This is a genomic window from Ancylobacter sp. SL191 (assembly GCF_026625645.1).
Classification (GTDB): Bacteria; Pseudomonadota; Alphaproteobacteria; order Rhizobiales; family Xanthobacteraceae; genus Ancylobacter.
Map to the genome: position 1 here is coordinate 4,256,120 of NZ_CP113056.1, position 18,497 is coordinate 4,274,616.

Below are 18,497 nucleotides of genomic sequence, written 5' to 3' on the forward strand. Positions count from 1 at the left end.
CGCAGACAAACAAAATATTACTTTTTGAAATAACATTCAACGTATTTGGAAAATATATTGCCATTTCTTATAAACAAAACTTTCAATATTGTCTCAATAATCAGCGCATTGAAGAAAAAATCTACTTTCTATTCAACACCGATGGCGGTCAAATGGAAACGGAGGCGCGTCATGAGTGAACGTCATCGCGTAGTGCCCATGCCCGCCACCGCCGCCGGAGACCACGCTGGCGGCACGGAGGCCGTGCTTCCGACCAAGGAAAAACGCCCGCGCCCCGCTGCCCGGATCGTGGCGGAAGGCGACCGCGTGGCCTCGCGGCTGCGGCTGAAGCCCGTGCGCGCGCCGCAGGCCGAGCGGCGCTTCCCCATGCCCGATGGCGAGGGAAGCAATCTCGACGCCCTACTGCCACGCCGCCGTCAGGCGAAGCGGTCGATCGGCCTGTGGGTATCGTTCTTTCTGATGGTGGCCATACCGACCGTTGCCGCAGGCATCTATTACGGCTTCTTCGTCTCGAACCAGTATGTCTCGGAATTCCGCTTCGCGGTCCGGAACCAGAGCTTTTCGCCAGCCGGGGCGACCTCCGCGAGCACGGCGCTCGGTGCCGCCGCGCGCTCCGGCATCTTCACCGACAACTTCCTCGTCGTGGACTACATCACCAGTCGCCAGGCGGTCGAAGACCTGATGAAGACGGTCGACCTGCAGCAGGTGTACAGCCGAAACAATGCCGACTGGCTTTCGCGCCTTGGCGCCGGCGTGACGATGGAAGGACTGGTCAGTTACTGGCAGTCAATGATAACCGCGACCTTCGATATGGCGACCGGTCTTGCCCATGTGCAGGTGCGCGGCTTTACGCCGGAAGATGCGTACACGATCGCTACCACGCTGGTGAAGCAGAGCGAGAAGCTGATCAACGACATCTCCGTGCGCTCGCGGCAGGATGCAGTGCGATTTGCCGAAGCTGATGTCTCCCGGGCCGAGCAGCGGCTGCGCGACGCGCGGACGCAGATGCACAAATTCCGCGATAGCGAACAGACCCCGGACGCTGTGAAAACCGCGGGCGGCACGCTGGATCTCGCCATGAAACTGCGCGGCGAGCTCTCCGGCCTTCAATCCCAGCTCGCCTCGCTGCGCACTTATATGGACGCGAGCGCACCCAGCGTCCGGGTCATAGAGAGCCGCATCGCTGCTACCAGCAAGCAGATCGCCACCATCGAGCGCGAGCTCGGCAAGGGCGACCCGAACCGAAACGTGGCTTCCGGCGCCACGGGCGCTGCGGGAGGCGCGATCACAGCCGTCTCGCCCGCCATATCGGAGATGCTGTCGAACTACGAGGATGTCGATCTCAACAGGCAATTCGCCGAGAAGTATTATGAAACCACCCTCTCGGCGCTGGAGCTCGCGCGTTCCGAGGCCGCCTCGCAGCACACCTATGTCGCCACCTATGTGCAGCCGGCGCTCGCCGAGGCCAGCCAATATCCGCAGCGATTTGTCTCCATCCTGATCGTGCTGTTCTCGGCCGTGGCGATCTGGTTCATCAGCGTCATGGTCTTCTTCTCGATCCGCGACCACATCGCCTGACGGGACGCGAAGCCAGCCATGACCTTCAGTCCCCCCTTCGATGGATCAAGCGGCCCCAACGTCCTGGAACGGTTCGCCCAAGGGTTGCGCGCGCAAGGGCGCGTCATCGTCGCGCTGATGCTACGGGAGATGCGGCTGCGCTCCGTGCAATCGCGGATGAGCTATCTTCTCGCGCTTTTCGAGCCGATCCTGCAGCTCGCGGTGATGGTCGCGATCTTCACCTTTCTCGGCCGGCAGCCGGGCTTCGGCACCAGCATGGTGCTGTTCTTCGCCACCGGTATTCTGCCTTTCTTCATGTTCACTCACGTCTCCGGTCGCACCACCGGCGCCATCCGGTCGAGCGGACTGGTCCGTGCGCTGGCGCCCGTACAGCCGCTCGACATCATCCTGGCCCGTGCGCTGCTGGAGACGGCGACGCTCTTGATCGTCGGCTCCCTGCTGTTCTGCTTCATCTATTGGACGGGTGTTCGCGAGGCCATACCGATCCGTCCGATGAACGCCATCGAGGCCTTCGCCGCGACGGGCTTGCTGGCCATCGGGGTGGGACTGATCAATGGCGTCATCGGCGCCTTTTTCAAGCTGTGGTCGATGATCTACGCGGTCGCCTCGCGTGTTCTGCTCTTCACGTCCGGCGTGTTCTACGTCCCGGATTTCATGCCGCCGCAGGTCCGCCAGTACATCGTCTGGAACCCGGTCATGCACGCGCTCGACTGGTTCAGGACCGGATTTTACCTCACCTACCCCACAGGGCTCCTCGACCGTGGTTATCTGCTCGGATTTGGTATGGCCGCCCTGCTCATCGGCCTTGCCCTTGAGCGCGTGTACCGACCGAGGCTGGTATGATCGCGGTCAGCCTCAAGGATATCTCCAAGACCTATCGCACTGCCCGGCGGCAGATCCGCGTCTTCGAGCATCTCGACGCCGCTTTCCCGCAGGGCGCCTCCGTCGGAATTCTCGGCGCACGCGCCTCGGGCAAGTCAACGCTGATCAAGTTGATCGGTGGATCGACCTTGCCGGATCGTGGCAAAGTGCGGCGCATCGGCTCCATTTCGCCGCCTATCGCCAGTGGGCAAGCCTATCACGCGGCTCTCACCGGGCGCGAGAACCTGCATTTCGTCGCCCGGGTGAACGGGTTCGATGGCGAGGCCGCCGCCCATTTCGTGGCGAAATTCGCTGAGCTCGGCACGATCATCGATCAGCCGCTCTCGACATACACGCGCGAACGGCGCTCGCGGTTCATCTTCACCGCATCCTGGGCTCTGCCGTTCGACATCTTCATCGCCGACGAGGCCCTGTTCGGCGGCGAAGGCGCCTTCCGCGAGCGCTGCGCCGAACTGGTGCAGGCGAGACGGGAGCAATCCACGCTCATCTTTGCGACCCGCTCGCCGCAGATGATGCGTCGTTTTGCAGATATCGGCGCGGTGCTGCACGGAGGAAGGCTCTACGTCTTTCCCAATGTCGGCGACGCGATCCGAGCCTATCTCTCCATCGACAAGGCGGCCGCCGCTCATGGAGCAGACGCGCCCGACGATGAGGAGAGTGAGGAGCGTTCCATGGAGGAACCATTCGGATCTCTGACCTGAAACTCGCCACCCTGTCGGATGAAGCCCGACCCAACTTCAAGGAGACGACATGAACGACCTGCCCGAAATCAGCCGCCAGCTCGAGCGTTTCGTTGCGCGCCGTCTGGTAGAATTTGACCCCGCCGCCTGGAAGGAACTCAGCACCGAGAAGCGCCGCGAGTGCATCCAGGCTGCGCGCCGGGCGCTGAAGGCTGAGCGCCAGTTCTTCGCCCGCGAAGCGCGCGTGTCGCAGGCCGCTGAGTAAGCTTCGCGGGTGAGTCTTGCCGGCGCCGGCCTGTGGCAGGGCGGCGCCGGCTCGTATCGTCCGACCCGAAATATGGAATTCGAGAATAAAATTGGTCCAATAATGGTATCATATTATTGAAGTAATTCCGGCAGCTAGATAGTTGTGGTATCCAAGCAACAGCATTTCATCTTAATTGAGCGTTATTGATCGCGACATAGAAATGCAGTCGATCATCGGCTCTACATGGGCCGGACATTACGAATGGGGATCGGGCGGTTTGATTATCCGTAGGTCAAGGGCGCGTCTCGCTGGGCTCGCCGCGTTGTGTCTGACACTTGGTGGTTGCGTCTTCTTTCCCGGGTCGGGTCCGACCACCCAGGAGGTGATGCAGCCCCGGGAGCAGCCGACGGATTACGTGATCGTCGACGTGGATGCCGAGACCGTGCGGGCCATGGGTCTGTGGCATTCCAACAGCCTCGTGCGCAGCTTCGGCGCGGCGCGGTCGGCCCCCGAAACGCGCGTGAATGTCGGTGACGTGGTCTCCATCGCCATCTGGGAAGCCAGCGGCGGCGGGCTGTTCGGCGGCCGGTCCGTGGTCGACACCGGCTCGGGCAGCGAGACCCTGCCGGCGCAGGTCGTGGGCCGCGATGGTCGTATCAAGGTACCATATGTCGGCGAGTTGTCGGTGGTCGGCAAGCGGCCGAGCGAGATCGCCAAGATCATCGAGCAGGGCCTGACCGGCAAAGCGATCGAGCCGCAGGTTCTGGTAACCCTGCCGCAGCAGGCCTCCGCCTCCGTCGTGGTCGTCGGCGACCTGACAGGCGCCGGCCGGGTGAACCTGAACGTCAAGGGTGACCGGCTGCTGGAAGTCATCGCGCAGGCGGGGGGGATCAAGGGGGCGGCGCATGAGAGTTTTGTGCGGGTGACCCGCGGCAGCCGCAGCACCACCATGCAGCTCGCCGCGATCCTTTCGCAGCCGGACGAAAACATCTACATGCAGCCCGGCGACACGGTCTATGTGTTTAAGAAACCTCAAACTTTCACCGCCCTTGGCGCGGTGAAGGCCGCCGGCGAAATGCCCATCGACCGCGAGGAGTTCACCGTCGCGGAGGCCATGGGTGTGTCGGGTGGTCTGGTGGACAGTCAGGCCGATCCGAGCGGCATTTTCATCTTCCGCTATGAGCAGCCGGCCGTGGTGCGGGCGTTCAATCCGGAGAGCCCGCTGCTGGCCGGCAACAGCCTCGTGCCGGTGATCTACCGCCTGAACCTGAAGGATCCCAGCGGCTACTTCATCGCGCGGGCTTTCCCGGTGCGGGTTGGCGACATCGTCTATGTCGCCAATGCCCCCGGCGTCGAGTTCACCAAGTTCCTGCGGATGGCGCAGACCATCAGCTCGGTCGTCCGCTCCAACGCCGTGGCGGTCTCCGACTGACGCACGCCCCGCGACAGCGGGGCGGCTTGCCTGCGGGCGCGGTTGGGGCGAGCGTGTGCACCGCCGCCGCAGCGGCGCCATGTCGACGGGAGGCCTCTATGGGACACGTCATCACGGTTCCCCTGCCCGGCGGAACGGTCGAGAGCGAGATCGACGAAGCGGAGCATCATGACACCTCAACCGAGGGTCGCGTTGTTCTCCTGCCGGCCCTGAGCTCGATCTCGACGCGCGGCGAGATGCGTCCGCTCCTGGAACGCCTCGCGCCATCCCTCAACGTCGCCAGCCTCGACTGGCCGGGTTTCGGCACAAGCGCCAAGCCCCGCCGGGACTGGACGCCGGCCCTGCTCTCCGCCTTCCTCGACCACGCGTTGGACGATCTCGGAGCGACCGCCGTGGTCGCGGCGGGGCATGCGGCGGCCTATGCGCTGGATTACGCCGCGCGCCATCCCGGCCGTCTGTCGCGGCTGGTGCTGGTCGCGCCCACCTGGCGCGGCCCGCTGCCGACCATGATGCAGGGTCCGCGGCCCTGGTTCGCCCGCATCCGCGCCGCCGTCGACGCCCCGCTCATCGGCCCCCTGCTCTACCGGCTGAACCTCAGCGGGCCGGTGATCGCCCGCATGGCGCGCCAGCATGTCTACAGCGATCCCGGCTGGCTCGTCGGCCCGCGCCTCGCGGAAAAGCATAAGGTGACCACGGCGGCGGGCGCGCGACATGGCTCGGTGCGCTTCGTCACCGGCGCGCTGGACCGTTTGGACAGCCGCGACGCCTTCCTGGACCTCGCCCGCCGCGCCGGCGTGCCGTTGCTGGTCATCCTCGGCGAGGAAACGCCGCCACGCTCGCGGGCGGAGATGGAGGCGCTCGGCGCCCTGCCGAATGTCGAGCTGCGCCGCCTGCCCAAGGGGCGGCTCGGCGTGCACGAGGAATTCCCGGATGAGGTCGCGGCGCTCGCCCTGCCCTTCCTAACCGGCTGACGGATCAGACAGATCACGCATCCATCGACGGGTCGGCGCCGAACTGGGCGTTGTAAAGGCGCGCATAAATCCCGCCGCGCGCCAGCAGCGCCTCATGCGGCCCCTGCTCGGCAATGCCCTCGGGCGTGACGACGACGATGCGGTCGGCGTTCTGAATGGTGGCGAGGCGGTGCGCAATGACCAATGTGGTCCGCCCGCGCGCCAGCTCGTCGAGCGAGCGCTGAATCTCCCGCTCGGTGTGGGTGTCCAGCGCCGAGGTCGCCTCGTCGAGAATGAGGATGGGCGGATCCTTCAGGAAGATACGCGCGATCGCGAGGCGCTGCTTCTGGCCACCGGAGAGCTTGACGCCGCGCTCGCCAACGAGGGTATCAAGCCCTTCCGGCAGCTCATGAATCAGCCCGTCGAGCCGGGCCCGGCTGGCCGCCTGGCGGATGTCGTCCTCATCGGCGTCGAGCCGGCCATAGGCGATGTTCTCGCGGATGGTGCCGCCGAACAGGAACACGTCCTGCTGCACGATGCCGATGTTCCGCCGCAGCGAAGCGAGCGTGATGTCCCGTATATCCGTACCGTCGATACGGATCCGGCCGCCATCCACCTCATAGAAGCGCGGCAGGAGGGAGAGCAGCGTGGTCTTTCCGGCGCCGGAAGGGCCGACAAAAGCGATGGTTTCGCCGGCACTTATCTCAAGGTCGATGCCAGTGAGGATCGCCCGCTCCGGCGTGTAGCCGAAGCGCACGCCCTCAAAGGCAATGTCGCCGCGCAGATGGCCCACCGCCCGCGCATGGGGCCGGTCGGCGACATCCGGCTCGGTCGCCAGCAATTCCTGATAGCGGCGGAAGCCGGCAATGCCCTTCGGGTAGCTCTCCATCATCGCCGCGATCTTGTCGAGCGGCCGGTAGAAGACGGAGACCAGAAGGAGAAAACCGACGAAACCGCCGATACTTAGCGTTCCATGGACGACGAACCAGCTGCCCGCCAGCATCACCGTGAGCTGGACGAAGCGCATCGCCATATAATTGAGCGCCTGGCTGGCGGCCATGATGCGATAGGCATCCAACTTGGTATCTTTATACCGGATATTGTCGCCCGCGAAGAGCCGCCGCTCATAGGCCTCGTTGCCGAAGGCCTGCACCACGCGGATGCCGCCGATATTCTCCTCCAGCCGCACGTTGAAATCGCCGACCCGGCCGAACTGCGCCTGCCAGTTCTGGGTCATGCGGCCGCCGTAGCGGGCGACGATGAGTGCAGTGAGGGGGACGATCAGTGCAGTGAGGAGCGCCAGTTGCGGGTGAACCCAGAGCATCAGCACGAAAGCGCCGATGAAGGTCATCACAGCGATGAACAGATCCTCCGGCCCGTGATGGGCGATCTCGCCGATCTCCTCCAGATCCTTGGTGACACGGGCCAGCAGGTGGCCGGTCTTGAAATTATCGTAGAAGCGGAAGGACAGCTTCTGCAGATGCGCGAAGGCCCGCTCGCGCATCTCCGTCTCGATGTTGATGCCGAGCACATGGCCCCAATAGGTCACCACCGCCATCAGGCCGCTATTGAGCAGGAAGATGGCGAGGAGCGCGATGGCGGCGAGCACGATGAACTGAAGGTCGGCCTGCGGCAGCAGGACATCGACGAAGCCCTTCATCGCGATCGGGAAGCCGAGTTCCAGCACGCCGGACAGCACGGCGCAGCCGAAATCGATCAGGAACAGCCGCGTATGCGGCCGGTAATAGGAAAAAAACGCCTTCAGCATGCCGAGGCCCGTTCGGTACGGCGCGGGCCTGCCGCGAAAGCTGACATGGAAGTGGGGAGCATCATCCGTCCTGCCGTCGGCGCCGGGCGCCCATGCCGCGCCGGCTGGCGGCGCGCTGTGTTCCTCCCCATGTGCCGCGAAGCGCGGCGGGCGGCAAGCACGGCGTGACGCGGATCGGCAGGCCGCCGGTGGGCGTTGCCAAATCGCCGCACGCCCCGGAGCGCCCCCTCCCAAGGGCGCGTTGCCAAATCGGCGTCATCGGCGCATGGAAGGTTTTGAGGACGGTCATCCTGCCGGGCGCCGCGGGGCTGCCGCACGCCGCGGACCGGAGCCGCCCGCTTGCCCCGCGTCCCGGAATGCCCCCGATCATGTCGTCTTCTGCCGCCGGCACTTCTGCAGCCACTCCTGCCGCCGCCCGCCCGCCGCTTTCCGCCTATGGCCATCTTCTGGCGATCTACATCGTCTGGGGCGGCGCCTATTTCGCGGTGAAGATCTGCGTCTCCGGGCCGGCGCTGGTCACCGTGTTCCAGCTCCAGTCGGTGCGCATGTGGGGCGCCTCGCTGCTGCTCGCGCTGGTGGCGCTGATGCGCTGCGGCCCGCCGCGCCGCCTGCGCCGCGCCGATCTGCTGATCTGCGCCGTGAGCGGCATCCTCATGTGGGTGGCCGGCAACGGGCTGGCGACGCTCGCCTCCAAGCACGCGACCTCGAGCTTCATCGTCATGTCGATGGGTGCTATCCCGCTCTGGAGCTGCCTCCTGGAACTGCTGATCGCCCGCCAAGTGCCGACGCTGCGGGTGGTGACGGGTCTCTGCCTCGGCCTGTTCGGGCTGTTCCTCGTGGTCTCGCCGACACTGCTGGACGCCCACAGCGCCATCATCGAGCCGGGATATGGCGGTTTCGCCGTGGCAATCCTGATCGCCGCCGGCGTGAGCTGGTCGCTCGGCACCATCGTGCAGCGCCCGCTGATGCAGCGCATGGCGACCGAATGGGCCGCCGCGTTCCAGATGCTGTCCGCCGCGCTGGTGCTGACGCTGTTCACCGGCGTCGAGGCCGCGCCGCTGCCGCAGTCGCCGAGCCTCCCGCAATGGCTGGCCCTCGGCTTCCTCATCGTCTTCGCCTCGGTGATCGGCCTCACCTCCTATATCCGGGTGCTGCGCGCCTTCACCCCGACCGTGGCGACCACCTTCGCCTATGTGAACCCGATCATCGGCGTGCTGCTCGGCTGGATCGTCCTCGGCGAGACGCTGGCCCCAGTGTCGCTCGCGGGCCTCGCCGTCGTGCTCGCCAGCATCGCCATCGTGCTGAGCGGACGGCGCTGATCTTCACAGCCGGCGGAAGCCTGATCTGATCGCTTTAAACGCGATGGGGGCCGGGCCAGTACCGGGATAACGCGCGGCCAACACCCGCTTGGCGTGACACCCCCGGTACATGGAGGATGACGCATATAGTCTATATTCCCATCAATCCACCAATAATCAATATGACACCATCGGCAACAGGCCATTACCTCATAGATTATAGCCCGTCCATATTCTTGCTTATCGTTTGATATTTCCAGGAACAACGCGCCGGAATCGCGGTTTCTCGAACACCGCAACAACTGGTTTGACGCTAAAACTGTGCCAACTGGCGGTAATTCGAGTTCATTTTTCTGGAGAGTGCAATGTTTTATACTGACGGGAAGCTCCAATACCCCGTGCGTGTCGAGCGGCCGAACCCGGTCTTCGCGCGCGCATTGCAGCAGGCGATCGGCGGCGTCGAAGGCGAGATCCGCGTGGCCTTGCAGTACATGTTCCAGGCCTTCGGCGCCCGTGGCCCCGCCAAATACCGCGACATGCTGCTGAACACCGCCACGGAGGAACTCGGCCATATCGAGATGCTCTCGACCGCCGTGGCGCTCAATCTCGAAAACGCGCCACTGTCGCTCCAGGAGGAAATTTCCGGCGACGCGATGGGCGGGGCGGTGCTGAACGGAATGGACTTCCGGCACATCCTCTCGACAGGTCTCGCGGCGCTGCCGTCGGACGCCAATGGCGTGCCGTTCGACTGCTCGCACGTCTATGCCTCCGGCAACATCGCCGCCGACATGTATGCCAATGTCACGGCCGAATCCTCCGGGCGCGCGCTGGCGGTGCGGCTCTACAACATGACGGATGATCCGGGCATGAAGGACATGCTGTCCTTCCTCATCGCGCGCGACACCATGCACCAGCAGCAGTGGCTCGCCGCGATCGAGGAAATGGGCGGCGCCGCGGTGCTGCCGATCCCCAACAGCTTCCCGCAGGAGCAGGAGAACAGTGATTTCTCCTATGTCTATCTCGGCCACATGACCGACGGCTCGATCCCCACCGGTCGCTGGAGCGAGGGAGCAAGCATCGACGGCACATCCGAGTTCTCCGCCCGCGTCTCCGAGCCCCTCGGCGGCAAGCCGCAGCTCGCTCCGGCCCGCCCCGATGGCGGCGCGCAGCAGGAGCAGACCACCAAGTCGGGCATGACCGGCGTTGTTGGCGCGGTCGAAGGCTTCATCGAACGCAACGTCTGAACTGGAGCGGGCGGGCGGTACCGTCGTCCGCCCTTTCCACCGGAGCGGAACGGAACCGCCGTCGGCATTGGCGGGCATCTGCTGCACCCGATGATCGATCCTCGCTGGGAATCATCGAGATGATCGGCTGCGCCGCGCCCGCACCATGCGAGGGCGTCGCCGGCGGCATCGGCATCTCCATGACCGGTAGCGTGGTCGCCCTGCGCGCCGTCAGCGGCTGGGCCGGCGGCGAGATGTCCTACAGGCACGGTGTCTGCGTCAGCACCCGTGTCGGCCGACCCGGATAATCCAGCGATCATGAAAGCTTGCCCTCCCGTCGTCCAAACGAGGGTCAGGCGTGAGGAAGCCACGTTGGATCAGTCGGGCGGCGGCAACATCGGCCGGACGCGCGACGTGCCGCGACTGGCGGGCGGTTCTCCGCTTCTCCGCGCGCGATGATGGGGCAGCGCATCGAGGGCGAAGGCCACGATGCGCCCGCCATCGCCGGGATAAAGCTGCGCACCCTCCAGCACAGCGCGCGCGAGGCGCAGGCGCAACAGCCGAGCGTCGACCCGCCGAGCGCCGTCTGCCCCCGCGCCAGCCAGCCAGGGCTCCGCCACCAGGCATTCCGTCACTTCCTGCATGCAGCGATCAAGAAGCTCCACATCGAGCGGCTCGTCGGAAGCCATCCACCTCTCCGGTCCAAGGATGAGCCCTTACTGTGGACCCTCAAACGGTGCCGCGAAATTACGAAGGTTAAGACTGCAGCTACAAATGCGGCGCCGCACCCGTTGGATAGGAGGGCGGCAGCAGCGCGGCGGCACGCAGGTCCGGCACGCTGCGGATTTCGAGCTGACGATGGCTGAGCGTTATCAGCCCGGCCGCGCGCAGTTCCTGCAGCGTGCGGTTGACGTGAACCGGCGAAAGGCCGGTGGCGTCACCAATGTCCACCTGTGTCGCCTGAAAGTCGCAGCGGTTGCCGCTGGCGAGACCGGCGCCGCGCAGGCGCAAATGCACATTGAGGAGCAGATGAGCCAGCCGCTGGAAGGCAACGCGTTGGCCGAGACTGACCGTCCATTCGCGCTCGGCTCCGATATCCATCAGCGTCTGCACCCACAAGGCGCGGCCAATGGCCGGGTGTTCGGCAATGAGCCGCTCGGCATCCTCGCGGCGCAGCTCGGCATAGATGACGTCGGTCAGCGTTCCGATGGAATGATCCATCTGGGCGAGCCAGGGCAAATAGGAGTCGCAGATATCCCCCGGCAGCAGGAAACCGAGCAGGTGCCGCCGTCCATTGGCCAGCAGCTTGTAGCGCGACGCCCAGCCGGACAGGACGACCCGCACACCGCCGATCGCCTCTCCCTCTTGCGCGAGATCCGCCCGCGCCGGCGCGCACCGAAGCCGGGCAAGCAGCGCCGTCTCGAGCGGAGCGAGGGCCTCAAGCGGCAACCCGTTCGCCACGGCCATGCGCTGGACAAGGGCGCGGCAGGTCTGACGGAGTTGGGGCGAGATGACCATCAGGTGTCCTCACGGTTTCAGGTTCGCGTCACCCCGCCGGACCAAGGTGCGGCACAACTATTGCGCGCTTTGCTTGAAATCGGCGGTAAGTCGACACGCCCCCGGTTGATTTAGCCCGCCTCCGGGCAGACGCCGCTGGCGCATGCCTCGGAGGTGGGGCGCGGCTGACGCCCGACCTCCCCGGCCAATGCCATGAAGGCAAGCGGCGCATCCTCCCGTTGCAGGGCGGCGCGCAGGAAACGGATGGGGAAGCGGATCGCTTCCTCATTGGAATCGCTAAGTCCCGCTGGCGACGTGCCAATGCCCCGCTCGGCGCCCGCCAGTGCGTCGACCAGTTCGGCCTGCGAGGCGAGGCCTTTGGCCTTCAGCAGGTCGAGCACCGCGGCCACCGCGAGCAGCAGCCCCTCCATCTGCAGGTTGGCCGTGTTCATCGCCGTTCCTCCAGCCGGCACACGGCGGCCATCGTCAGCGCCATGGCCACATAGGTCAGGCCGATGGCGCGCGGGCCGACGACCTTCTACCAACCGGGCGTGAGCCGCTTCGGCACGAGGCCGTAATCGACCGCCGCCGCGAAAGCTGACACCGCCAGCGCATCGCCGAGCGCGGTGCGGCCGGGATAGAGCCGGCGGGCGCTCTCGAACAGCCCCGCCCACAGAACCGAGGCGGCGTGATGGGTGAGGAAGCCGACGGCGGTGTGGGTAAATGAGAGCTCACGCGAGCGCCCGGCCGCGTCACCCCAGTACCAGTGACTGGTGGCATTGAGCGGCTGCACTGCGGCACGGTTCTCCAGCCGCGCCAGCATGGCAAGCACGCCGCTGGTCACCACGCTTGCGGCCGTGCCCGAGATCAGACTGCGGATCAAAAGGGTATGCATTGATGGTCCCATTGATGGCCCTCTGGCTCAGTGGCTGCCCGAGCCGGGCTCAGCCATCTTGCGGTGCTGCTCGGCGAGCATTCCGGCCGGCGTGACAGTGGCAGCGGCAGTCATCGCCTTGTTCTTCCAGCCGCTGACGACATCCCCTTCGCCCTTCATCATCGCCGCAAAGCCGGCAGCGGCGACATCGGCCGGGTCGCCCTTGCTGCCGTCCTGACCAACCTGCGTGTCCAGCATGCCGGCGCGGGCGAAGAACTCGGTATCCGTTGGGCCGGGCATGAGGCAGGTCACGGTGACGCCGCTATCCTTCAGCTCGTTGCGCAGCGCGAAGGAGAAGGAGTTCAGGAATGCCTTGCTGCCATTGTAGACCGCCTGGAACGAGCCCGGCATGAAGCCGGCGATCGAGCCGGTGATGAGAATCCGCCCCGCGCTCTGCGCCCGCATCTGCCGGCCGACCAGCTGGATCAGCATGAGCGTGCCCGTCACATTGGTCTCGACCACGCGCCGCCAGTCGGCGGGATCCTGATCGAGGAAGCCGTGACCAAGACCGAGGCCAGCATTGGCCATGAGAAGTTCCACGGGCCGCCCACTGGCGCGGATGACCTCGACCAGATGGCCGACACCGTCGGCGGTGGACAGATCGCATTGCACGGGCGTCACCGCCGGAGCGATGGCGCGCAGTTCCCGTGCGGCCTCCTCGATGCGCGCCTCATTCGCCGCGACGATGAGTTCATAGCCGCGCTCGGCGGCGATGCGCGCGAGTTCCCGCCCGATCCCGGTCGAGGCACCGGTGATGATGGCAAGAGGGCGAGGGGTCGAAGCCATCGGGTACTCCTCAGGGCTTGAGAACGACCTTGATGCAACCGTCCTGCTTGTCGCGGAACGTCTTGTAGAGGTCGGGCCCATCCTCCAGCCGTGCCGTATGGGTGATGACGAAGGAGGGGTCGATCTCGCCATTGACGATGCGGTCGAGAAGCTGCGGCAGATAGTGCTGGACGGGCGTTTGGGCCATGCGGAAGCGCAGGCCGCGATTGATCGCGGCGCCCATCGGCACCTTGTCGAGCAGGCCGCCATAGACTCCCACGATGGAGACCGTGCCGAAGTTGCGGCAGCAATGGATCGCCTGACGCAGCACATGCGGCCGGTCGGTGCCGAGATAGAGCGCGGTCTTCACGCGGTCGACCATGGAGTCGGTGCTGGCCATGCTCTCGGCCTCGGTGCCGACCGCGTCGATGCAGGCATCGGCGCCACGGCCATGGGTGAGATCGAGCACGCGCTCGTAAATGTCCTCCTCCATGAAATCGAGCGTGATGGCCCCGCTCGCTCGCGCCAGCGCGAGACGCTCGGGCACGGTGTCGATGGCGATGACGCGCTCGGCGCCAAGAATGAAGGCGGATTTGATTGCCATCTGGCCGACCGGACCGCAGCCCCAGATGGCGATGGTCTCACCGGGCTGGATGTCGCAATATTCCGCAGCCATGAAGCCGGTGGGGAAGATGTCCGAGAGGAACAGCACCTGCTCGTCGGTCAGCCCGTCCGGCACCTTGATCGGACCGACATCGGCATAGGGCACGCGCAGATACTCTGCCTGCCCGCCGGCATAACCGCCGAGGATATGCGAATAGCCGAACAGGCCGGCGGGGCTGTTACCCCACAGCTTGGTTGCCGCCTCACGGTTCGGGTTGGAGCGCTCGCAGCCGGAGAAATAGCCGCGCTTGCAGAAGAAACACTCGCCACAGGAGATGGTGAACGGCACGACGACGCGATCGCCGACCTTCAGCTTGGTGTTGTCCTTGCCGACCTCGACCACCTCGCCCATGGTCTCGTGGCCCATGACGTCACCGCTCTCCATGCCCGGCATGATACCGTCATAGATATGCAGGTCGGAGCCGCAAATGGCGCAGGCGGTGACCTTGATAATGGCGTCGCGGCCATGTTCGATGCGGGGATCGGGCACGCTTTCACAGCGAATGTCGCTCTTGCCGTGCCAGGTCAGTGCTTTCATGCCAGTTGCCCTCGTCGCGGATGTCGTTGCGACAATGCGCGACACGGATCACTGTTCCGCAGGAACACTGGTATTGAATTCGGATCTACGTATTACCTCCAGCGAATATTATTATGACACCGGCTTTACTTATCTACCTACCAGAATCGGCCGCGAACTGAGCAGGCTCACTCGTCATCGGCCGCCGGCAGACAGGCGGGGTCGCTCGCCGCCTGCGCCAGCGCGGCGAAACGGCTCCAGGGGCACAGGCCCGCCGGATCGGCGCCGCACGCCCCGATCTGCACGGGCGTCGTGGAGGGTGGGTTCTGCGCATCGAGCGTGGCGCCGCTGCGCAACTGATCCAGGCTCTGCACGATATAGACGAGGCGCAGCATCAGCGCGCCGGTGGGCGGCTGCCACAGCTCGAAGGCGAAGGCCCCGCCCGGTGGCAGCTGATAGGGGTGGAAGCCCGGCGGCGCCCATGTGAGATCGAGCATCCCGGCGAGCGCCAGCATCAGCGTGTCGTGGCTCGAAAAATAGGTGAAGGCCGGTCCCTGCCCCGCCGCCAGTTCGGTGAGCGCCGCGAGCACGGGCGACAGCACCGGCGTGCCACGCTTCACCGCCTGATAGGGCGGCATGAAGGCGATGCGCTCGCTCGCGGCATGAAGGGCGTTCACCTCCATGATGGCGGCGGGTAGTGACTTGCCGGCCGCCGCGGGCAGGCGCCCCCAGCCGATGCCGTCACCCGGAAGGTCGGCCCCATATTGCATGATGAACTGCTCGGAGGTCTGGGCGGCGACGTGCAGCCCGTCAAAACCGTCCCCGTTCGCCGCCAGCGTCGCCAGTGAACAGGGCGCTGCCACGCCATGCGCCACGCAGGCTTCAGGGCGGAAGGGGCCGAGCACCGTGTCAAGCACGCCGAGCGGGCGGGCGAGCTCGCCGCGCATCAGCTCGGCCGGCGTCACACCGGCGAGGGCGATGGAGGCGGCACGGGCCTGCGCTGCCTCATAGCCGCAGGCCGGGCCGTGATAGAGCTTGGGACGGACCTGAAGATTGGGCAGCAGGCAGCCGGGAAACATGCCGTCCATCACAGCGCCGGCGCTCAGCAAGGTGCGCTCGACACCATCGGAGATGAAGGCCACACGCGAAGCCGGAGGGCACTCCACCAGCGGGAACAGGCCGGCCTGTGCGTAATGGCGGCGGTAGAAATCGCCCATCACCCGCATCCGCGCGAAGCCGGCATCGGTGAGATGGCCCGAGGCCACGGCGGGGTCCGGCCAGCGGTCGGCGCCGAGCGCATCGAGGCAGTCGCCGGGCTTCTCGACCCCGCCGCAGCGGACGGCGATGGTAACGGCGCGCATGCCATGGCGGCTCAGAATGACCGTACCCTTGAGCTGCCAGTCGGCTCCGGGCGGATCGAGCGGCCCGGCGACGGCGGCGCCGTACACGAAACCGGCCGCCAGCACGGCAAACAGCCGCACGCCCCACCTACGCCACGCACCCGCCATTGCCGCTCCGCTCCTCTGACCGCGCGGTATTATACGCGGCGAGGATGAAGCGGAACTGTCAGCGTGGCAGCGTGTAGGCGATGACGTAATCGCCCGCCTTGGTGCCGACCGAGCCATGACCGCCGGCGACCTGGACGATGAACTGCCGCCCGTCGGCCTCATAGCTCATCGGCGTCGCCTGCCCGCCCGCCGGCAGGCGCTGCCGCCAGAGCACCTCCCCCGTCGCGACATCATAGGCGCGCAGATAATTGTCGATGGCGGCGCTGAGGAAGGCGACGCCGCCCGCTGTCACCATCGGCCCGCCAATGCCGGGCACGCCAAGCGTGATCGGCGGCAGCGGAATGGGCGCGGCGTCGCGCATCGTGCCGTTGCGCCGCATATAGGCCTTCTCCCCGGTCTTCAGATCCACGCCGCTGACATAGCCCCAGGGCGGGGCCTGGCAGGGCAGGCCGAGCGGCGAGGTGAACGGGCCCATGCGCACGCCATAATCGCCGCCCTCATTCACATTCAGCCCCGCCTCGCTGGAGTTGACCTGCTCGTCCGCGTCGATCTCCTCGGCACGGACAAGCTCCGAGGTGAAGGCGATGTAGGTCGGCATGGCGAACATCACCTGCCGCACCGGGTCGACCGCTACCGAGCCCCAGTTGAAGGTGCCGAAATTGCCGGGATAGACCAGCGAGCCCTGGAATGTCGGCGGCGTGAAGCGGCCCTCATAGCGCAATGAGTGGAACCTGATGCGGCAGGCGAGCTGGTCGAGCAAGCTCGCGCCCCACATGTCGCTCCCGCGCAGTGGTTCCGGCGCGAAGCTGAGCGATGAGACCGGCTGCGTCGGCGCGGTGAAGTCACCGGGAATATCCGCTCCGCTCGGCGCCGGCTGCTCGCTCACCGGCAGCACCGGCGTGCCGGTGCGGCGGTCGAGAACATAGATGTCTCCCTGCTTCGTGGGAATGACCACCGAGGGGATGGACTGGCCGCCGCGCGTGATGTCGATCAATACCGGCTGGGCTGGAACGTCCATGTCCCAGAGGTCGTGATGCACGGTCTGGAACACCCAGCGCAGCCGCCCGCTCGCCACATCGAGCGCGACCACCGAAGAGGAGAAGCGCTCCACCGCCGGGCTACGGTCGATGCCGATCTGGTCCGGCGTCTTGTTGCCGAGCGGCACGTAAACCAGGCCGAGTTCGGCATCGGCGCTGAAGATCGACCAGCTGTTGGGGGAATTAGGGGTGTAGGTCTCGCCCTCCGCCAGCGGCTCCGTGCGGTCCGGGTTGCCGGAATCCCACGCCCAGAGCAGCGCCCCGCTGCGCACGTCATAGCCGCGGATGACGCCGGAGGGCGCCGCGATGGCGTAATTGTCGTTCACCGCGCCACCAATGATCAGCACGTCATTGACGATGGTCGGCGGCGAGGTGGAGTAGTAGAAGCCCGCGCGCTGATTGGGCATGTTGGCCCACAGGTTCACCACGCCATCGTCGCCAAACTCCGGGCAGATTCCACCGGTCAGGGCATCGAGCGCGATGAGCCGGGCATCCGCCGTCGGCAGATAGATACGCGCGGTACAGGCGGGCGCCGCCGCGACATCGGCCTCCGCCACTGCCCCGTCGCGGAAATAGGACACGCCGCGGCAGGTCTGATGCTGGCGCGAGGGCTCCATGCCGGCATTGGGATCGTAGCGCCAGCGCTCCTGTCCGGTCGCGGCATCGAGGGCGATGGCGAGGCTGTGCGGCGTGCAGAGGTAAAGCAGATTGCCGATCTTCAGCGGCGTGACTTGATAGGTGGTCTCCGTCACGTCGTCGGGACGACGCACATCGCCGGTCTGGTAGGTCCAGGCGACCTCAAGGCGACCGACATTCTCCGGTGTGATCTCGCGCAGCGGCGTGTAGCGCTGGCCGGCCAGCGTGCGGCCATAATGCGCCCACTCGGCCGCCGGCACGCCGCCATCCGGCGGATCGTTCGGCTCGACGGTGGTGACGAGACGCCCTTCCAGGGTGTGCGGATCGCGCGCCAGCGCGGCGCCCGCGACACCGACGCAGGCGAGGATCACGACACCGAGCGCGATCCGGCTCGCGTCCCAGCGGCGGCCGGACCCGACCGCCCAGGGGGTCAGCAGCCAGACGCCCATGAGCACCACGAGTCCGCCGCGCGTGCCCAGCGGCCACCAGTCGAGGCCAACTTCCCATACGGACCAGCCCAACGTCCCCGCCAGCAGAAGCGCATAGAGCAGCCGCGCCTGCGGGCGGCGGCTCATGACCAGCGCGGCACAGAGCAGAAGGCCGAAACCAAGCACGAGATAGAACCAGCTCCCACCCAGACTGATCAGCCAAATGCCGCCGCTCGTCAGGAACAGGCCGATGAGAGCAAAGACGACAATGGTGAGGATGCGCATGGGCCGGTCCTTCCGTGGCGCAGGCCCGCGCCACGAGGCAGCGCGAGCGGGCAGATCACGGACGCGCTTCACGCAGGCGCTTCCGTGATCTGCCGTTAGGACATGGGGCGGATGAATGATCGGTCGTCTTCGCGTAACGGGCAAAGCGCCCGAGCGTTCCATGCCCATT

Annotated in this window: 17 protein-coding genes; 8 read left to right on the forward strand and 9 right to left on the reverse strand. The window is 66.0% G+C overall.

Features of this window, described 5'->3' with window-relative positions:
* Positions 1-198 precede the first annotated feature (198 nt).
* The 6 genes from OU996_RS19445 to OU996_RS19470 all read left to right on the forward strand — a co-directional run bounded on the left by OU996_RS19445 (position 199) and on the right by OU996_RS19470 (position 5,790).
* Positions 199-1,578 (forward strand): hypothetical protein, encoded by a 1,380-nt coding sequence (locus OU996_RS19445; RefSeq protein WP_267583229.1) that lies wholly within the window; start codon positions 199-201, stop codon positions 1,576-1,578.
* A gap of 18 nt (positions 1,579-1,596) precedes the next feature.
* A complete protein-coding gene (locus OU996_RS19450; protein ID WP_267583230.1) occupies positions 1,597-2,421 on the forward strand; it encodes an ABC transporter permease in 825 nt (274 codons plus the stop codon).
* On the forward strand, positions 2,418-3,161 hold the full coding sequence (locus tag OU996_RS19455; RefSeq protein ID WP_267583231.1) for an ABC transporter ATP-binding protein: 744 nt from the start codon (positions 2,418-2,420) through the stop codon (positions 3,159-3,161). Before OU996_RS19450 ends, OU996_RS19455 begins: the two co-directional genes overlap by 4 nt.
* A gap of 49 nt (positions 3,162-3,210) precedes the next feature.
* Positions 3,211-3,405, forward strand: coding sequence for a hypothetical protein (locus tag OU996_RS19460; RefSeq protein WP_267583232.1), 195 nt, complete (start codon positions 3,211-3,213; stop codon positions 3,403-3,405).
* A 202-nt stretch (positions 3,406-3,607) separates the two neighbouring features.
* Positions 3,608-4,819, forward strand: coding sequence for a polysaccharide biosynthesis/export family protein (locus OU996_RS19465; protein ID WP_267583233.1), 1,212 nt, complete (start codon positions 3,608-3,610; stop codon positions 4,817-4,819).
* A gap of 98 nt (positions 4,820-4,917) precedes the next feature.
* A complete protein-coding gene (locus OU996_RS19470; RefSeq protein ID WP_267583234.1) occupies positions 4,918-5,790 on the forward strand; it encodes an alpha/beta fold hydrolase in 873 nt (290 codons plus the stop codon).
* Positions 5,791-5,803: 13 nt separating this feature from the next.
* Here OU996_RS19470 and OU996_RS19475 read toward each other — a convergent pair whose 3' ends face one another.
* A complete protein-coding gene (locus tag OU996_RS19475) occupies positions 5,804-7,537 on the reverse strand; it encodes an ABC transporter ATP-binding protein (RefSeq protein WP_267583235.1) in 1,734 nt (577 codons plus the stop codon).
* Between the two features lie 368 nt (positions 7,538-7,905).
* Here OU996_RS19475 and OU996_RS19480 point away from each other — a divergent pair, with 368 nt between their 5' ends.
* Positions 7,906-8,856, forward strand: coding sequence for a DMT family transporter (locus OU996_RS19480; protein ID WP_267583236.1), 951 nt, complete (start codon positions 7,906-7,908; stop codon positions 8,854-8,856).
* Positions 8,857-9,200: 344 nt separating this feature from the next.
* Positions 9,201-10,079 carry a manganese catalase family protein gene (locus OU996_RS19485; protein WP_267583237.1) on the forward strand — a complete coding sequence of 293 codons (879 nt, stop codon included), beginning with the start codon at positions 9,201-9,203 and terminating at the stop codon, positions 10,077-10,079.
* Between the two features lie 356 nt (positions 10,080-10,435).
* Here the strand turns inward: OU996_RS19485 and OU996_RS19490 are convergent, their stop codons facing one another.
* The 8 genes from OU996_RS19490 to OU996_RS19525 all read right to left on the reverse strand — a co-directional run bounded on the left by OU996_RS19490 (position 10,436) and on the right by OU996_RS19525 (position 18,328).
* Positions 10,436-10,747, reverse strand: a complete 312-nt coding sequence (locus OU996_RS19490) for a hypothetical protein (protein WP_267583238.1) — start codon at positions 10,745-10,747, stop codon at positions 10,436-10,438.
* 79 nt (positions 10,748-10,826) lie between these two features.
* Positions 10,827-11,576, reverse strand: a complete 750-nt coding sequence (locus OU996_RS19495) for a Crp/Fnr family transcriptional regulator (protein WP_267583239.1) — start codon at positions 11,574-11,576, stop codon at positions 10,827-10,829.
* Between the two features lie 110 nt (positions 11,577-11,686).
* A complete protein-coding gene (locus OU996_RS19500; RefSeq protein WP_267583240.1) occupies positions 11,687-12,007 on the reverse strand; it encodes a hypothetical protein in 321 nt (106 codons plus the stop codon).
* Between the two features lie 86 nt (positions 12,008-12,093).
* A complete protein-coding gene (locus OU996_RS19505) occupies positions 12,094-12,450 on the reverse strand; it encodes a hypothetical protein (RefSeq protein ID WP_267583241.1) in 357 nt (118 codons plus the stop codon).
* A gap of 27 nt (positions 12,451-12,477) precedes the next feature.
* On the reverse strand, positions 12,478-13,275 hold the full coding sequence (locus OU996_RS19510; protein ID WP_267583242.1) for an SDR family NAD(P)-dependent oxidoreductase: 798 nt from the start codon (positions 13,273-13,275) through the stop codon (positions 12,478-12,480).
* Between the two features lie 10 nt (positions 13,276-13,285).
* On the reverse strand, positions 13,286-14,455 hold the full coding sequence (locus OU996_RS19515; protein ID WP_267583243.1) for a zinc-dependent alcohol dehydrogenase: 1,170 nt from the start codon (positions 14,453-14,455) through the stop codon (positions 13,286-13,288).
* 167 nt (positions 14,456-14,622) lie between these two features.
* On the reverse strand, positions 14,623-15,915 hold the full coding sequence (locus tag OU996_RS19520; protein WP_267583244.1) for a histidine-type phosphatase: 1,293 nt from the start codon (positions 15,913-15,915) through the stop codon (positions 14,623-14,625).
* Between the two features lie 85 nt (positions 15,916-16,000).
* Entirely contained in the window at positions 16,001-18,328 is a 2,328-nt protein-coding gene (locus OU996_RS19525) for a glucose/quinate/shikimate family membrane-bound PQQ-dependent dehydrogenase (protein ID WP_267583245.1), read from the reverse strand.
* Between the last annotated feature and the right edge of the window lie 169 nt (positions 18,329-18,497).

What these genes read in the sequence shown, in the direction of transcription:
- OU996_RS19480 (WP_267583236.1), top strand. Translation starts at nt 7,906, where the DNA reads ATGTCGTCTTCTGCCGCCGGCACTTCTGCAGCCACTCCTGCCGCCGCC.
- OU996_RS19500 (WP_267583240.1), bottom strand. Translation starts at nt 12,007, where the DNA reads ATGAACACGGCCAACCTGCAGATGGAGGGGCTGCTGCTCGCGGTGGCC.
- OU996_RS19525 (WP_267583245.1), bottom strand. Translation starts at nt 18,328, where the DNA reads ATGCGCATCCTCACCATTGTCGTCTTTGCTCTCATCGGCCTGTTCCTG.
- OU996_RS19495 (WP_267583239.1), bottom strand. Translation starts at nt 11,576, where the DNA reads ATGGTCATCTCGCCCCAACTCCGTCAGACCTGCCGCGCCCTTGTCCAG.
- OU996_RS19490 (WP_267583238.1), bottom strand. Translation starts at nt 10,747, where the DNA reads ATGGCTTCCGACGAGCCGCTCGATGTGGAGCTTCTTGATCGCTGCATG.
- OU996_RS19470 (WP_267583234.1), top strand. Translation starts at nt 4,918, where the DNA reads ATGGGACACGTCATCACGGTTCCCCTGCCCGGCGGAACGGTCGAGAGC.
- OU996_RS19460 (WP_267583232.1), top strand. Translation starts at nt 3,211, where the DNA reads ATGAACGACCTGCCCGAAATCAGCCGCCAGCTCGAGCGTTTCGTTGCG.
- OU996_RS19505 (WP_267583241.1), bottom strand. Translation starts at nt 12,450, where the DNA reads ATGCATACCCTTTTGATCCGCAGTCTGATCTCGGGCACGGCCGCAAGC.
- OU996_RS19455 (WP_267583231.1), top strand. Translation starts at nt 2,418, where the DNA reads ATGATCGCGGTCAGCCTCAAGGATATCTCCAAGACCTATCGCACTGCC.
- OU996_RS19445 (WP_267583229.1), top strand. Translation starts at nt 199, where the DNA reads ATGCCCGCCACCGCCGCCGGAGACCACGCTGGCGGCACGGAGGCCGTG.
- OU996_RS19515 (WP_267583243.1), bottom strand. Translation starts at nt 14,455, where the DNA reads ATGAAAGCACTGACCTGGCACGGCAAGAGCGACATTCGCTGTGAAAGC.
- OU996_RS19465 (WP_267583233.1), top strand. Translation starts at nt 3,608, where the DNA reads ATGCAGTCGATCATCGGCTCTACATGGGCCGGACATTACGAATGGGGA.
- OU996_RS19450 (WP_267583230.1), top strand. Translation starts at nt 1,597, where the DNA reads ATGACCTTCAGTCCCCCCTTCGATGGATCAAGCGGCCCCAACGTCCTG.
- OU996_RS19475 (WP_267583235.1), bottom strand. Translation starts at nt 7,537, where the DNA reads ATGCTGAAGGCGTTTTTTTCCTATTACCGGCCGCATACGCGGCTGTTC.
- OU996_RS19510 (WP_267583242.1), bottom strand. Translation starts at nt 13,275, where the DNA reads ATGGCTTCGACCCCTCGCCCTCTTGCCATCATCACCGGTGCCTCGACC.
- OU996_RS19485 (WP_267583237.1), top strand. Translation starts at nt 9,201, where the DNA reads ATGTTTTATACTGACGGGAAGCTCCAATACCCCGTGCGTGTCGAGCGG.